The sequence below is a fragment of the Actinomycetota bacterium genome (assembly GCA_040881665.1).
In the GTDB taxonomy this organism is placed as follows: domain Bacteria; phylum Actinomycetota; class UBA4738; order UBA4738; family HRBIN12; genus JBBDWR01.
In genome coordinates, this window is the sequence record JBBECT010000002.1 from 60,128 (window position 1) to 74,988 (window position 14,861).

At 69.1% G+C, this 14,861-nt stretch carries 16 protein-coding genes; 5 read left to right on the forward strand and 11 right to left on the reverse strand.

Features of this window, described 5'->3' with window-relative positions; genetic code table 11:
• Nucleotides 1-4 precede the first annotated feature (4 nt).
• On the forward strand, nt 5-685 hold the full coding sequence (locus tag WEF05_00275; GenBank protein ID MEX1100335.1) for an HAD family hydrolase: 681 nt from the start codon (nt 5-7) through the stop codon (nt 683-685).
• A gap of 90 nt (nt 686-775) precedes the next feature.
• Complete coding sequence (gene pgi, locus WEF05_00280; GenBank protein ID MEX1100336.1) at nt 776-2,416, forward strand: glucose-6-phosphate isomerase; 1,641 nt, start codon at nt 776-778, stop codon at nt 2,414-2,416.
• 10 nt (nt 2,417-2,426) lie between these two features.
• On the opposite strand, the gene WEF05_00285 is transcribed toward pgi, so the two are convergent.
• From WEF05_00285 to WEF05_00320, 8 genes are read right to left on the reverse strand one after another with little or no spacing between them, the layout of a single operon-like run.
• Nucleotides 2,427-3,482: a flippase-like domain-containing protein gene (locus WEF05_00285; protein ID MEX1100337.1), complete on the reverse strand. Its 1,056-nt coding sequence runs from the start codon at nt 3,480-3,482 to the stop codon at nt 2,427-2,429.
• Nucleotides 3,479-3,871: a cytochrome c oxidase subunit 4 gene (locus WEF05_00290; protein ID MEX1100338.1), complete on the reverse strand. Its 393-nt coding sequence runs from the start codon at nt 3,869-3,871 to the stop codon at nt 3,479-3,481. The genes WEF05_00285 and WEF05_00290 overlap by 4 nt, the downstream gene beginning before the upstream one ends.
• The gene (gene ctaD / locus WEF05_00295) at nt 3,868-5,538 is read right to left on the reverse strand and encodes a cytochrome c oxidase subunit I (GenBank protein ID MEX1100339.1); all 1,671 of its coding nucleotides are present in this window, start codon (nt 5,536-5,538) and stop codon (nt 3,868-3,870) included. Before ctaD ends, WEF05_00290 begins: the two co-directional genes overlap by 4 nt.
• Complete coding sequence (gene coxB, locus WEF05_00300) at nt 5,535-6,293, reverse strand: cytochrome c oxidase subunit II (GenBank protein ID MEX1100340.1); 759 nt, start codon at nt 6,291-6,293, stop codon at nt 5,535-5,537. The genes ctaD and coxB overlap by 4 nt, the downstream gene beginning before the upstream one ends.
• A complete protein-coding gene (locus WEF05_00305) occupies nt 6,290-7,717 on the reverse strand; it encodes a cytochrome bc complex cytochrome b subunit (GenBank protein ID MEX1100341.1) in 1,428 nt (475 codons plus the stop codon). Before WEF05_00305 ends, coxB begins: the two co-directional genes overlap by 4 nt.
• Nucleotides 7,714-8,553, reverse strand: a complete 840-nt coding sequence (locus WEF05_00310; protein MEX1100342.1) for a Rieske 2Fe-2S domain-containing protein — start codon at nt 8,551-8,553, stop codon at nt 7,714-7,716. The genes WEF05_00305 and WEF05_00310 overlap by 4 nt, the downstream gene beginning before the upstream one ends.
• A gap of 46 nt (nt 8,554-8,599) precedes the next feature.
• Nucleotides 8,600-9,385 carry a c-type cytochrome gene (locus tag WEF05_00315; GenBank protein MEX1100343.1) on the reverse strand — a complete coding sequence of 262 codons (786 nt, stop codon included), beginning with the start codon at nt 9,383-9,385 and terminating at the stop codon, nt 8,600-8,602.
• A complete protein-coding gene (locus WEF05_00320; protein MEX1100344.1) occupies nt 9,382-9,960 on the reverse strand; it encodes a heme-copper oxidase subunit III in 579 nt (192 codons plus the stop codon). The genes WEF05_00315 and WEF05_00320 overlap by 4 nt, the downstream gene beginning before the upstream one ends.
• 82 nt (nt 9,961-10,042) lie before the next feature.
• On the opposite strand from WEF05_00320, the gene WEF05_00325 reads away from it, so the two are divergent.
• On the forward strand, nt 10,043-10,960 hold the full coding sequence (locus tag WEF05_00325; GenBank protein MEX1100345.1) for a cytochrome c oxidase assembly protein: 918 nt from the start codon (nt 10,043-10,045) through the stop codon (nt 10,958-10,960).
• Between the two features lie 111 nt (nt 10,961-11,071).
• Here the strand turns inward: WEF05_00325 and WEF05_00330 are convergent, their stop codons facing one another.
• The 3 genes from WEF05_00330 to WEF05_00340 are packed head-to-tail and all read right to left on the reverse strand — an operon-like array spanning nt 11,072 to nt 13,546.
• Nucleotides 11,072-11,863 carry a hypothetical protein gene (locus WEF05_00330; protein MEX1100346.1) on the reverse strand — a complete coding sequence of 264 codons (792 nt, stop codon included), beginning with the start codon at nt 11,861-11,863 and terminating at the stop codon, nt 11,072-11,074.
• Nucleotides 11,860-12,645, reverse strand: coding sequence for an exodeoxyribonuclease III (gene xth, locus WEF05_00335; GenBank protein ID MEX1100347.1), 786 nt, complete (start codon nt 12,643-12,645; stop codon nt 11,860-11,862). Before xth ends, WEF05_00330 begins: the two co-directional genes overlap by 4 nt.
• Before the next feature lie 49 nt (nt 12,646-12,694).
• Entirely contained in the window at nt 12,695-13,546 is an 852-nt protein-coding gene (locus WEF05_00340; protein ID MEX1100348.1) for a sulfurtransferase, read from the reverse strand.
• A 161-nt stretch (nt 13,547-13,707) separates the two neighbouring features.
• Here WEF05_00340 and WEF05_00345 point away from each other — a divergent pair, with 161 nt between their 5' ends.
• Entirely contained in the window at nt 13,708-14,271 is a 564-nt protein-coding gene (locus WEF05_00345) for a hypothetical protein (GenBank protein ID MEX1100349.1), read from the forward strand.
• A 94-nt stretch (nt 14,272-14,365) separates the two neighbouring features.
• The gene (locus WEF05_00350; GenBank protein ID MEX1100350.1) at nt 14,366-14,800 is read left to right on the forward strand and encodes a VOC family protein; all 435 of its coding nucleotides are present in this window, start codon (nt 14,366-14,368) and stop codon (nt 14,798-14,800) included.
• Nucleotides 14,801-14,861 lie beyond the last annotated feature (61 nt).

Below are 14,861 nucleotides of genomic sequence, written 5' to 3' on the forward strand. Positions count from 1 at the left end.
GCGCGTGGCCGATCGCGAGCGCGTCGTCGCCCTGACCGACGTCGACGACACGCTGCTGGACAACGACCGGGTCACCGCCGACCTGCGGGCGCACCTGGATGCGACGTTCGGCGTTCCGCTCCGCGAGCGGTACTTCGAGATCTTCGAGCAGATCCGCGAGGACGAGGGCTTCGCCGACTACCTCGGCGCCCTCCAGCGCTATCGGCTCACGAACCTGCACGATCCGCGCGTGCTCGAGATGTCGTCCTGGCTCGTCGACTACCCCTTCGCCGAGCGCGTGCTCCCCGGGGCGCTCGACGCCGTGCGCCGGCTCGAGCGGCTCGGAACGACCGCGATCCTCTCCGACGGCGACGCGGTCTTCCAGCCGCGCAAGATCGTGCGCTCGGGGCTGTGGGACGCGGTCGCCGGGAACGTGTTGATCTACGTGCACAAGGAGGAACAGCTCGCGTACGTCGAGCGCCGATTCCCCGCCGAGCGCTACGTCGTGCTCGACGACAAGCTGCGCATCCTCACGGTGATCAAGCAGGCGTGGGCTGAACGGGTCACGACCGTGTTCGTCCGCCAGGGGCACTACGCCCTCGACCCGGACATCGTGGGCGCCTACCCCGCGGCGGACGTGACCGTCGACGCGATCGCCGACGTCGCCGCCCTCACCGACCGCGACCTCGGGCGGCTCGCCCGATAGGTCGATGTATACAAGAGTTACCCCGAGTTATCCGAGTTACGTCCGAGGTCGGTAAACTCCGCATACTTCGGCGCGAGGAGGGATCCGACCCTGGATACGGAACGACTGCGCCTGCGTCCTGCGTACCGTGCGCTCGAGGAGCACCACGCCGAGCTCGCCCCCCGGACGTTGAAGGAGCTGTTCGCCCAGGATCCGGGCCGGGGAACCCGCATGGCCCTCGAGGCCGAGGGCCTGTACCTGGACTACTCCAAGCATCGGGCGACCGACGAGACCCTCCGTCTCCTGGTTCGGCTCGCCGAGGAGTCCGGCCTGCGGGCACGGATCGACGCGATGTTCGCCGGGGAGCACATCAACGTCTCGGAGGACCGCGCGGTGCTCCACGTCGCCCTTCGGGCGCCGCGCGACGCAGAGCTCGTGGCCGACGGCGCCGAGGTCGTCCCGGAGGTGCACGCCGTCCTCGACCGGATGGCGGGGCTCGCCGAGCGGATCCGCTCGGGCGCATGGACCGGGCACACCGGCAAGCCGATCCGCAACGTGATCAACATCGGGATCGGTGGCTCGGACCTCGGGCCCGTGATGGCCTACGAGGCGCTGCGACACTACGCGCGACGGGACATGACGTTCCGTTTCATCTCGAACATCGACGGGACCGACCTCGTCGAGGCGACGCGTGACCTCGACCCCGCGGAAACCCTCTTCGTCGTGTGCTCCAAGAGCTGGAGCACGCTCGAGACCCTGACGAACGCCACGAGCGCTCGCGACTGGCTGCTCGCGGGACTGGGCGGCGACGAAGCGGCGGTCGCGAAGCACTTCGTCGCCGTCTCGACCAACGCCGAGGGCGTGGCGGGGTTCGGGATCGACACCGACAACATGTTCGGGTTCTGGGACTGGGTCGGCGGCCGCTACTCGGTCGACTCTGCGATCGGAGTGTCGCTGATGATCGCGATCGGACCCGAGCGGTTCCGCGAGATGCTCCATGGGTTCCACGCGATCGACGAGCACTTCCGCTCGGCGCCGTTCGAGCGAAACCTCCCCGTGCTGATGGGGGTGCTCTCGGTGTGGTACGCGACGTTCTTCGGCGCGCAGACCCTCGCGGTGCTCCCCTACGACCACTACCTCGGGCGGTTCCCCGCCTACCTGCAGCAGCTCGAGATGGAGAGCAACGGCAAGCACGTGACGCTCGAGGGCGTCCCCGTCGACCACGACACCGGGCAGATCGTATGGGGACAGCCCGGCACGAACGGCCAACACGCCTTCTACCAGCTGATCCACCAGGGGACGCGCCTGATCCCGTGCGATCTCATCGGGTTCACCCGCACGCTGAATGAGGTCGGCAACCACCACGACCTCCTGACCGCGAACCTGATCGCCCAGACCGAAGCGCTGGCGTTCGGCCGGAGCGCGGACGAGCTCCGGGCCGCCGGGGTTCCCGAGGCGCAGATCCCCCACCGGGTGTGCGAGGGGAACCGGCCCACCACGACCCTGCTCGCCCGCGAGCTGACGCCCGAGACACTCGGCAAACTGATTGCGCTCTACGAGCACCACGTCTTCGTCCAGGGCACGATCTGGTCGATCGACTCCTTCGACCAGTGGGGGGTCGAGCTCGGCAAGATCCTCGCGAACCGTGTGATCCCCGAGCTCGGAGCGGCCGAAGTTCCCGACCTGACGCACGACTCCTCGACGAACGCCCTGATCCGCCGCTACCGCCGCGACAACGACCGCCCCGTGTGAGCTGAGCGGATCAGTTCGCGGGCAGCGGTTTCGCGCCCGAACGGCGCCGGGCGAGCCAGTACGCGATGCCACCCACCGGCATCGGGAGCCAGTACGAGACCAAACGGTAGGCCAGGATCGCCAGGACCGCTTCCGCACCGCTGACTCCGGCCAGGGCGAGGGTTCCCGTCAGCCCCGCCTCGACGAAGCCCAGCCCGCCGGGGGTGAGCGGGATCATGCCGAGGACCATCGACGACGCGTAGGCGAGCAGCACGAGCGGCGGGTCCGGACGCGCGCCCACAGCGGTCAGCGCCGCGAGCAGCGCGAGGTAGTCCAGGAGCCAGTTCGCGAGGGAGGCCAAGACGGCCTTCCACCAGTCCGAGCGCAGCGTCGTGCGCAGCAGATCCCGTTCGTCCACGAGCCGCTCCGCCAGCTGCTCGCCCGAGGCCGGACGACGCATCCGCCGGAGGACCCACGCGATCGCATGCCCGACCCGCTCGACCGGCCGGTCGCGGAACAGCAGCATCGCCCCCGCGGCGAACGCCAGCCCGAGCACGGCACCACCGAGCCACACCGCGTGGACGAGCCCGTCGGGGATCCCCGCGCTCGCGAGCACCGCGGGCACCGACAGCAGTGGGAGGGCGAAGATCGTCGCCGTGCTGATCAACGACGCGGCCGTGACGCCGGTTCCCACCCGCGTCGCCTCGACGCCGCCCTGGACCATCAGGGTGTACTGCGCCGCGGCGCCCGCGGCCGCGCCCCCGGGAACCACCCGGCCGACCGCGTTCCCCGCGAGCTGCGCCGTTCCGATCGCGAACCACTTGCGCGAGCGCAGCGTGATCGCGAGCAGCACCCACATCGCGGCGAAGCTCGCCGCCTCGAGGGCGAGCATCGCGAGGAACCACCCCGGGGCGATCTCGTCGAGGTCGGGCACCGCCGAGAACACCTTGGCGAGCGACGGCCACAGGATGTAGAGCGCTACCGCCGCCACGAGCAGGAATGCGACCCGCGTCAGGATCCGACGCCGCAGGGAGCCCGACGGTGCCGAGGCGGGGTCGGGCGGGCGGGGGGTGGTTCCGTCGCTCAAGCTCTGCTCTCGCGCATCAGCCCCAGCACCGCGATCGTCACGATCGCGAGACCCACCGGCGACAGGAGCAGCCCGAAGATCACCGCCGCTCCGAGCACCACGACCCCGGCAACGAACACGATGGGCCACATGCTCGAGAACGGGAACGCACCCACCTCGCGACCCGCCGCGTCCTCCGGCAGTGCGGTTGCATCATCACCGGGCGCCGCCTGCCGGTCGCGGAAGACCCCGTGGTAGATCAGGTAACCGGCGACCGTCGCGGTCATCAGAACCCAGACGGCGAGCAGGACGCGCCCCTCCTCCTCGGACAGCTCCACGAACCAGTAGGCGACCGCGACGACGGTCGCGAACAAGCCGACGCCCAGGAAAGCCTTGGCCAGGGTCTTCACGGGGAGACCTCCTTCCCGGCGCCGGGATCGGCGAGCTCGGGGTGGCGCAGGTCGAAGGTCGGACGGACCGAACGGATCGGCGGCACCCGGTCGAAGTTGTGCTCGGGAGGCGGCGAGCTCGTGGCCCACTCGAGCGAGTACCCGCCCCACGGGTCGCCCCCGGCCGGAACCCGGCGGCGCAGCGACACGACCAGGTCGATCAGGAACACGAGCACGCCGAGCGCGAGCACACCCGAGCCGATCGACGACACGAGGTTGGGGGTGTCGTAGCCGAGCGAGGAGGGATAGTCGACGATCCGCCTGGGCATCCCCCGCAGACCGACCACGAATTGCGGCCAGAACGTCAGGTTGAACCCGACGAACATCAGCGCGAACGTCAAGCGCCCGAGCGACTCCCGCAGCTTGATCCCCGTGAACTTCGGGAACCAGAAATAGATCGCCGCGAACACCAGGAACGCGGCACCTCCCATCATCACGTAGTGGAAGTGCGAGACGAGGAAATAGGTGTCCTGCACGTGAAAGTCGATCGAGGGCGAGGCCAGGATCACCCCTGTCACACCCCCGATCAGGAAGTTGAACAGGAACCCCATCGCGAACAGCATCGGCGTCTTGAACGAGATCTTCCCGCCCCACATCGTGAAGATCCAGTTGAAGAACTTCACGCCGGTGGGCACCGCGATCATCATCGACATCGCCGAGAAGAAGGGGTTGTCCACGGCGCCGGTCGTGAACATGTGGTGCGCCCACACCGTCATCGACAGCGCCGCGATCGCAAGCGTCGCGAGGATGAACCCGAAGTAGCCGAACAACGGCTTGCGCGAGAACACCGGGATGATCTCGGTGATCACCCCGAAGAACGGCAGGATCACGATGTAAACCTCCGGATGGCCGAGGAACCAGAACAAGTGCTGATACAGGATCGGGTCGCCCCCGGTCGCGGCATCGTACACGTGTCCACCGAGCCGCCGGTCGATCAGCAGGAGCGAGAGCGCCGTCGCCACGGGTGGGAACGCCATCAGGATGATCACACTCGTGGTCAGCATGTCCCAGGTGAACACCGGCAGACGCCACATCGTCATGCCGGGCGCACGCAGCAGGGCGACCGTCGTGACGAGGTTCAGCCCGGTGAGGATCCCCGAGATGCTCGTGAGCGTCAGTCCGATGATCCACAGGTCGATCCCGGCGCCGGGGGTCCATCGCACCTCCGACAGCGGCGCGTACCCCGTCCACCCGGCGCCCGCCGCCCCGCCGGAGGCCCCGAACCCGAGGAATATCAACAGCCCGCCGGCCGCGAACAGCCAGTACGAGAGGGCGTTGAGCCGGGGGAACGCCATGTCCGGCGCGCCGATCTGCAGCGGAACGAGGTAGTTGGCCAGCCCGAGCCCGAACGGGGCGGCGAACAGGAAGATCATCGTCGTGCCGTGGATCGTGAACATCTGCGCATAGGTGTGGCTCGAGAAGAACTGCTGGCCGGGCTCCGCGAGCTCGAGCCGGATCCCGAGCGCGAGCAGTCCCCCGACCAGGAAGAAGAAGAACGCCGTGCACATGTAGAGGACGCCGAGCTTCTTGTGGTCGGTCGTCGTGAGCCACTCCACGATCGCGCCGCGGCGTCGGTGAGACGGATCGGGCGTGGCTCCCACCTTCGGCCGTTCGGCCGTGATGCTCATAGGGTGGCCTCCTGCTCCGCCTGCGCGTCCGCCGCGGTTCGCAGCCACGACGCGTACTCGGCCGGCTCGACGACCCGGACGCTGAACCGCATGAACGCGTGGTTCAACCCGCAGAACTCCGCGCACGTTCCCTCGAACACGCCGGTCTCCGCGGGCGTGATGTCGAACTCCCAGACGTGACCGGGCACCGCGTCGCGCTTGAACAGGAAGTCGGGAACGTAGAACGAATGGATCACATCGTCCGAGGTCAGGCGGATCCGGGTGGTGCGACCCACCGGCAGCACCATCTGCGGGCCTGCAGTGTCCGGCTCGCTGACGAGCTCGACTCCCTCCTGCGGATAGCCGAATCGCCATCCCCAGGCGAACGCCTCGACGTGCACGCTCACGTCCGGGTCGTCGGCCACGTCGAGCACCCGGTTCTCGGTCGTCATCGACAACGACCACAGGACGATCACGATCGCGATCGGGATCGCCGTGTACACGATCTCGAGCGGAACGTTGCCCTCGGACTGACGGGGAAGCGCGTCGTCACCTCGGCGGCGCCGGAAGACCACGATCGCGATCACGATCAACGCGAGCGTGATCCCGCCGACGATCAACGAGGCGACGAAGAAGCGCCCCCACAGGTCGTTGATGTCACGGCCCTGCTCGGTGGCTCCGTCGGGGATCCCGAAGCTCGACGCGCACCCGGAAAGCAGCGCCGCCCCGACCGCAACCACTAGGGCCGAGAGCACCCGACGCGCGTGAACGCTCATACGCGTTCCTCCGGACGGGTTCCCGGGGACCCGGCGCCGGGCGGCGCGTCATCCTCGACGTCGTCGAAGCCACCCTCGGCGTTCCACCGTACGCGGACCCGGCGCGGCCGCCGGATCGGGTGCTCGTCCCGGTCGCGAAGTTCGCGACAGATCCGGTAGGTCAGGTACCCGGCGGCCGGCGGCGCAAGCAGCAATAGCCACTTGAAAACCTCGTTCAGGGTGTCGACCTCGATCTGGAGGAACTTCGCCAGCACGTCGTTGCTGCCCGCAAGCGTGAGGACCGCCATGATCGTGACCCCGGCCACGCCGAGCGCCGTGCGGATCGGCGCGTCACGCGGACGTTGCAGCAGGTTGTGCATCTCATGGTCGCCGGTGAACCGCCGCTCCAGCACCGGCCACAGGGCGACGATCGTGATGAAGATCCCCGGCAGCACGACCGCGGGGATGAACGGCTCTGCGACGAGGTAGCCGAACACCGAGAACTCGGTCCAGTTCGGCGCGAGGCGCACGAGGCCCTCGATCCAGCCCATGTACCAGTCAGGTTGGGCCGGCGAGCTCGCCGAGTACGGGACGAATGGGCCGTAGAGCCAGATCGGATTGACCTGGAACAGGCCTCCGAGCAGCGAGAGCGTGCCGAAGACGACGAACATCAACCCGAGCGCCTTCATCCCGTAGTTCGGCCACAGTCGCGTGCCGGTCACCGTGTGCTCGCTGCGGCCCGGACCGTCGAACTCGGTGTGCTTCTGGCGCCAAACGAGCATCAGGTGCACGGTCATCGCCCCGATCAGCAGTCCGGGGATGATCATGATGTGCAACGCGTAGAAGCGGCGGAGGAAGGCCGGCGCCGGGTACTCGCCCCCGAAGAACAGGAAGGCGGCCCACTCCCCGATCACGGGGATCGACAGCAGGGCCGAGTACCCGATCCGGATCCCCGTTCCCGACAGCAGGTCGTCGGGCAGGGAGTAGCCCGTGAAGCCGGCGCCCATCCCGAGCAGCAGCAGCGTGAACCCGACCGTCCAGTTGATGTCCCGGGGCTTGCGGAACGCCCCGGTGAAGAACACCCGCAGCATGTGGACCAGGATCGCCGCCACGAACACGAGCGCCGACCAGTGGTGGATCTGGCGCATCACCAGACCGGCGCGCACCTCGTAGGAGATACGCATCACCGACTCGTATGCCGCCGACATCTGCTCGCCCTGCAGCGGCGGGTACGGACCGTCGTAGGTCACCTCTCGGGTCGAGGGCTCGTAGAAGAACGTCAGGAACACGCCCGTCAGGACCAGCAGCACGAACGAATATAGGGCGACCTCCCCGAGCATGAACGCCCAGTGGTCGGGGAACACCTTGCCGAGCGAACGCTTCAGGAAGCTCGCGCCGCCGACGCGGTCGTCGATCTCCTCGACCCCCTTGCGCACGAGCTTCACAGCGGGTCGACCCCCGAGCCCTCGGGCCCCTTGTCGATCGTCCAGTAACCCGGACCGATCGGGCCGGTGAAGTCGCCCTGCGCGACGAGGTAGTCGTCGTCGTCGACCTCGAGCAACAGCTGCGGGAGCGGGCGGGCCGCCGGTCCGTACACGGGCTCGGCGCCGCTCAGCACGTCGAACGTCGACTGGTGGCACGGACAGCGGAGCTCATGGGTTGCAGCCAGATACAGCCCGATCGGACACCCCAGGTGCGTGCACACCTTCGAGTAGCAGACGTAACCCTCGGGCGCCCCGTCCGCTCGATCGGCCGGGAGCCGGAGCGCGGAGGGGTCCACGCGGATCAGGACCGCCTGCCCGTCGGCCGACCCGGGTGCGGTCTCCGGGAACACCGTCGTGAACGAGTCCTGTTCGAGTTCGTCGACCTTGACGAGCCGGCCCGTCTCGTCGCGCAGCCGCATCCCGGCGCGCCACGGCGTGCGGTAGAGCGTGTCCCCCGGGCTCGGTCCGAGCGAGCGGATCGGAAACAGGGCCGCCAGTCCCAGCGCTCCCGCCGCGCCGATCAACAGGCGCCCCAGCAGGGTGCGACGCGCGAGCCGTTCCTCACCTTCGGACAGGGAGCCTTCGACGGCCTCACGGTCCTCGTCCGCGGAGGGGCCGGTGTGACGCGGTTCGGTCACCTCGGCGGGTGGCATCAGCTGCTTGCTCCAGTAGATCAGTCCCCCGCCGATGCCGATCAGGGCGACGGCGAGCAGCGCTCCCTCGATCTGGGTTTGGCCCCCCCGCCAGTAGACGATCGCGAGCCCGAGCCCGGCGAGGATCGCGAGCGAGAAGGCCACCACAACGGGTGTGTCTTTGCGACGGCGATGCGGGCTCAGGGGAACCTCACTCCTTCGTGCCCGTCAGGCGGATCACGAGCAGGATGATCCCCAGCCCCACGACGAACGCGGCGAGCCCCTCCGTCACCGGCCCGATCCGGCCGAGACCGAACCCGCCCGGATCGTCGCTGTCCCTCAGGAAGTCCACGTACCGCACGATCGAGTCCACCTCGTGCGGCGTGTAGGTCTCCTCGCTGAACGGCGGCATCAGGCCGGGACCGACCCTGATCGCCTCCGCGATCTGCACGTCGGTCAAGTCCTCCAAAGAAGGAGCGATCTGCCCGCCGCCCACCGAATCGCCCACCGCGGCGGCCCCGTGGCACGACGAGCAGGTGCTCAGCCAAAGCTGCTGGCCGAGCGAGACGCTGCCCGCGGAAGCGTCGACCGTGGGGATCTCGGGTCCGCCGGGCTGCAGGAGCGCGACGTAGGCGATCATCGCGTCCATCTCGGTCCGAGTGAAGGCGGGTTCCTGCCGTACGGGCTGCTGCTGGGGTTGGTTGAGGGGCATCCGTCCGCTCGAGAGCATGAAGTCCACCGCGGCGGGCCCGGAGCCCTCCAGCGACGGACCGTCCTCGGTCCCCTCGCCCTGGACCCCGTGACATGTCATGCAGTTCGTCTCGTAGAGCTGCTGGCCGTGTCGCTCCTCGTCGGTGATCGCCGCCGAGGTCGCCGCGCCGAAGAGCCAGAAGCCCACCTGCCCGGCGACGGCGATCAGCAGTCCCCAGCGGACGACGCGGGAGAACACGCGGGCGTCGCTGCGGCCCGTCGAGGCGCGCGGCGTCCGTCCCGTCATCGGATCAGGTAGATCACGGCGAACAGACCCACCCAGACCACGTCGACGAAGTGCCAGTAGTAGCCGATCGCGTGGGCGCTGCTGTGATCGCCGGTCGCGTACGCACCCTGCGCGGCACGCCCCAACAAGACACCCATCAGCAGCAGCCCCGCGAACACGTGCAAGGCGTGGAAGCCCGTCATCGAGTAGAAGATCGTCCCGTACGCGTCGGTGTCCACGGCGAAATCCAGCCGGGTCCAGTCGTAGATCTGCGACGCGAGGAACACCGTCCCCAGCACGGCGGTCGCCGCGATCCACCGTCGCATCCGCCCGTGATCGCCGCGCTCGAGCGCATGCATCGCCCCCACGAACGTGGAGCTCGAGAGCACGAGCAGGGCGGTGGCCACCGACGGGAGGAGCAGGTCCAGCTCGACGGCCTCGGGCGGCCATGGGTCGCTGATCGCGCGGAGGGAGAAATAGGCGGCGAACAGCCCGGCGAAGAACATCAGTTCCGACGCCAGGAACAGGATCGTTCCGAACCGGAGCGGGGTGACCCGCTGCCGGGAACCCTCGAGGGCGACCGCGCGCTCTGCCATCGCGGTCATCCTCCCGGCCCGAACAGGGTGGGTCAACTTCCGTCGCAGGGTCGGCCGACCGATGCCGTGGCAGGATGGCCGGGTGGACATCTCCGTCGTCGTCGATCCGTCGACGCTCCCACCCCCGTTCACCTGGAGCGCGCCGTGGACCGGATGGAACCTCGGTCCCGCCGCCGTGGTGCCGGTCGTCATCGCCGGGGCCGCGTACATCGCGGGGGTCCGCCGGCTCCGGCGCAACGGGTGGCGGTGGGACCCGGGTCGCACGTTCGCTTTCGCGTCGGGCCTGGTCGCGGTGCTGGTGGCACTGGCGTCGCCGATAGACGCGTACGCCGAGGTGCGGTTCTCGGTGCACATGGCCCAGCACGTGTTGTTGATGCTGGTGGCGCCGCCGCTGCTGGCACTGGGGGCTCCGATCACCCTCGCGCTGCGGTCGGCGAGCCCGTCGGCGCGGCGCCGCCTCTGGCAGCCGTTGGTGCGCAGCCGGGCCGCGCGGGTGCTCTCGAACCCGGTCGTCGGGTGGGTGCTGTTCGCGACGGGTCCGTTCGCCTTGCATTTCTCGCCGATCTATCAGGCCTCGATGGAGTCGGCCTGGATGCACGCGATCGAGCACGGGCTGTTCCTCGGTATCGGGCTGGTCTATTGGTGGCCGCTCGTGGGCGCCGACCCGTCGCCGCATCGCGTGAGCTATCCGGCGCGGATCTTCTCCCTGCTGCTTGCGATCCCAGCCGGTGGGTTCCTCTCGCTCGCCCTGTTCTCGGAGGAGTCCCCGCTGTACGTCTGGTATGCGGCGCTACCCGCGCCGTGGGCGGGAGCTGTGGCCGATCAGCGCGACGCCGCAGCCCTGATGTGGGTGGTCGGAGGCGCGATCCTCGCGGTGGCCGTGTTGCTCGAGGCCACGGCGTGGAAGCGGAGCGAGGAGGCGCGTCAGCGGCGGATCGAAGCCTCGGACGCGGGGCGCGGCGGGGAACCGACCGCCGCGGTCGGGCCGGCGACCGAGTGACCGCGGGTGCGGTGGGGGTCCTCCCGGCTCGTACGCCGTACTAGTACCGCGTACTAGAACCGCGTCCTACCCAGGAGGACACCCCTCACGCTGGGGTCGGACCTCACAGGATCAGTTGTTCCCGCCGCCGTTGCCGCCGTTGCCGCCGTTGCCGCTCCGAGGCTCGGGGACCTTCACCTCGAGGTGCACGTGCGGGTTGCGGCCCGGGATGTAGTAGTCGACCTGCTGGGTGAACCCGAAGACGCGCGGGACGCCGAGCACCGACTCCCCCGCCATCAGCTGATCGCCCTCCCGGATCTGCACCTGGTCGACGTGGAGCATCACGACCCGTAGGTCGGGGGCGTCGGTGGGCGCGATCTCGATCCGCTGGTCGAAGGTTCCCTCGTACCGGTAGCGCTTCACGCGCGCGACGCGGCCGGTGGCCGGCGCCAGCACCCGCGTGCGCCCCTCCATCACGACATCGACCGCCGAAGTCGCCGGCGTCCCCCGTCCCCGGGAGCTCATCACGATGTAGGGCGGTCCCGGACGCTTCGGCGGCGGATCGAACTTCGTGCGGTTCCCGTTCCGCCGGCAGGTGCCGATCGGCTCCATCGTCTGGGCATCCGGGTAGACCGCCTCGTGGTAGCAGATCGCGATCTCCTTCTCCGACGGAACCACCAACTCGAGGTCGCGGAACGCGGCGAACGGCACGTTCCTCGGCTCGGGAACGACGAGCGGCTCGTCGCCGATCACCGGTTCGCGTGGCTCGCCGGAGCGCTCCCTCCCGCGGGCTCGGGCATGTTCCTCCGGGGTGCGGTTCCACCACGCGACCCCGCCGGCCGCGACACCCACGGCCGCCAGACCTCCCGCCATCAGGAAGCGGCGGCGGGTCCACCCCACGCGGTGGCGGCCCCGATAGGTCACCGATCCGCCAGCGTCACGATCACCGGTGCGTGATCGCTCGGCTTCCCCTCGCCGGTCGAGGGCTTGCGTTCCTCACGGTCGACCTCGACGGCGACACATCGGTCCGCCACGGTCTTCGTTCCCAGCGCGAGATCGATCCGCAGCCCCCAGCCCTTGTGGAACGCGCCCATCCGATAGTCCCACCAGGTGAACGGACCGGGTCCATCCGCGTGCAGTCGCTGCAGGTCCACCAACCCCCACTGCAACAGCGCGCCGATCCGCTCCCGTTCGGGCTCGCTCGCGAGGTTCTTGCCGCGCCAGAGGTCGGCGTCGTGCACGTCGCGATCGTCGGGAGCGATGTTGAAGTCGCCGGTCACGATCAGGGCGTCGTCGGGCGTGTAGGTGTCGCCGATCCAGTTCGCGAGCGCATCGAGCCACGAGAGCTTCAGCTCGTACGACGGCGTGGCGACCGCCTTGCCGTTGATCGCGTAGACGTCCACGAGGTGAAGCCCTCCCACCCGCGCGGCAAGGATCCGCGACTCGGTCGCGACCGGATCGCCGGGAAACCCACGGACCACGTCTTCGACCGGGTCGCGGGCGAGGATCGCGACGCCGTTGTAGGACTTCTGTCCGAACGAGGCCGAGGTGTAGCCGGCGTCGGCGAACTCCGCGACCGGGAAGTCCTCGTCGATCACCTTGGTCTCCTGCAGGCACACGACGTCGGGCTCGTAGCGCTCGAGCAGGGCGAGCGCCCGCGGCAGGCGCTGGCGGATCGAGTTCACGTTCCAGGTGACGATCTTCACGACATCGAGCCTAGCGGAGGTCCGTCGCGGTTCCGGAAGGTGAGGGGCCTCAGCCCGGCTCGGGACCGGTGGCGGTCGGCCGCGTGCCGCCGGCGATCCATCCCGACCACGAGCCCTCGTACAGCCGTGCCCGCCCGAGCCCGGCGTAACGCAACGCAAGCACGTCGAGGGCTGCGGTCACGCCGGATCCGCAGAACGCGATGACGTCCTCGGCCCGGTCGATCCCGAGCTCCTCGAACCGCCGCCGCAGTTCGATCGCCGAGCGCAGACGCCCCGTCGCCGGATCGACGAGCTCCTCGAACGGCGCGCTGATCGCCCCGGGGATGTGGCCGGCGACCGGATCGATCGGCTCCTGCTCGCCGCGGTACCGGAACGCCGCCCGCGCATCGACCAAGGTCGCGCCGCCCTCGCGAACGATCGCCTCGACCTCGGGTGTTCGAACGACGCGTTCATGCGGCCAAGGACGACCCGAGAACCAGCCGGGCTCCGTGAAGTCCTGCGGGCCGGTTTCCAGCGGTCCGTCCCATCCTGCGAGCGATCCATCGAGGAGCGCGACCGGATGACCGATCGCATCGAGCAACCACCAGAGTCGCGAGGCTGACGAGCCGTCGTCGTCGTCGTAGACGACCACGGCATCGTCTTCGTCGACCCCCGACCGGCGCATCGCCTCGGCGAACAGCTCCGGGTCCGGCAGCGGGTGCCGCCCACGATCGTCGCCCTCCGGCGGCGCCGACAGGTCCGCGTCCACGTCGAGGTAGACCGCGCCGGGGATGTGGCCCTTCTCGTACGCGGCCCGCCCGGCGCCATCAGCCACCATCCGAACATCGGCAACCACCAGATCGGGCGCGTCGAGGTTCGCACGCAGCCAGTCAGCGCTCACGAGCAGGCCGGGCAGCTCCATCGCTGGGAGGATACGGGCTACTCGCAACAGCGTTCGCCCGGAACCCTTCCACTAGAGGAGGACCCTGGACGATGGGGGATGCCACAGCCGGATACTCTGCCCGGATAGAGCCAGGCGAGCTCCTCCGGGCGATCGATCAGACGGACCGGACCCTCGGCCACATGGTCGACGCCGATTGGACCGTGCCTGCCGGTGATCTGTCGTGGTCATGCCGCCGTACCCTCGATCACATCCCGGACGCCTTGCTCCTCTACGCGAGGTCGCTGGCGACGCGAGCGAACGATCGGCAACCGTTCCTACGAGACGGTGATCCGAAACGCTCGATCGAGGAGCTCCTGGCGGCAGCGGTCGGAGCGACGACGATCCTCGCCGAGGTGGCGAGGGCCGCCCCGCCCAGCGCGCGAGCTTTCCACCCCGCCGGCATGGCCGACTCGGAGGGGTTCGTCGCGATGGGATGCGACGAGATCCTCATCCATACCTCGGACATCGCCTCGGGGCTCGACGTTCCGTTCTCGCCTCCGCCCGACCTCGCGGACGCGGTTCTTCGGCGTCTGTTCCCCTGGGCCCCGCAGGGGAACGATCCGTGGGACACACTCCGTTGGGCGAACGGTCGCGTCGCCCTTCCCGACTCCCCTCGGCTCGACGAGCTCTGGTACTGGCACCCAGCACCTCTCGCCACGTGGGACGGCATCATCAAGCGCCGGGAACGACCGCCCGCCTGGTAGCGCACAGGTCGTGGGCGCAACACCGTAGGCTGGTCAGACCGAACGCTGGTCCCCACCGGCTTCCGTCGGGAATCATCGAGCAGAGGAGTCCCATATGGCCACACCCGTGCAGATCGTGATCGACAGCCACGATCCCGACGCGCTCGCCGGGTTCTGGGCAGAGGCGCTCGGCTACATCAAGCAACCGCCCCCGGAGGGCTACGACTCATGGGACGCGTTGCTCGACGAACTCGGCGTCCCGGCGGACCAGCGCAACGCGCGATCGGCGATCATCGATCCCGACGGAGCGGGCCCGCGCATCTTCTTCCAGCGCGTGCCCGAGAAGAAGGAGGGCAAGAACCGCATCCACCTCGACATGAGCGTCGGCGGTCCTGCGGGGACCTCCGAGGACGAGCGCCGTCCGCGCGTCGACGCCGAGGTCACGCGTCTCGAAGAGCTCGGCGCGACCACCGTCCAGGCGTACGACGAACTCGGCGAGCACTGGGTCACGATGCGAGACCCGGAAGGGAACGAGTTCGACGTGCAGTAGGGCTCGTTCTACTCGAGTCGGGTCTCACACGACCTTGAAAAGCGCCCACATCCAGTCGACC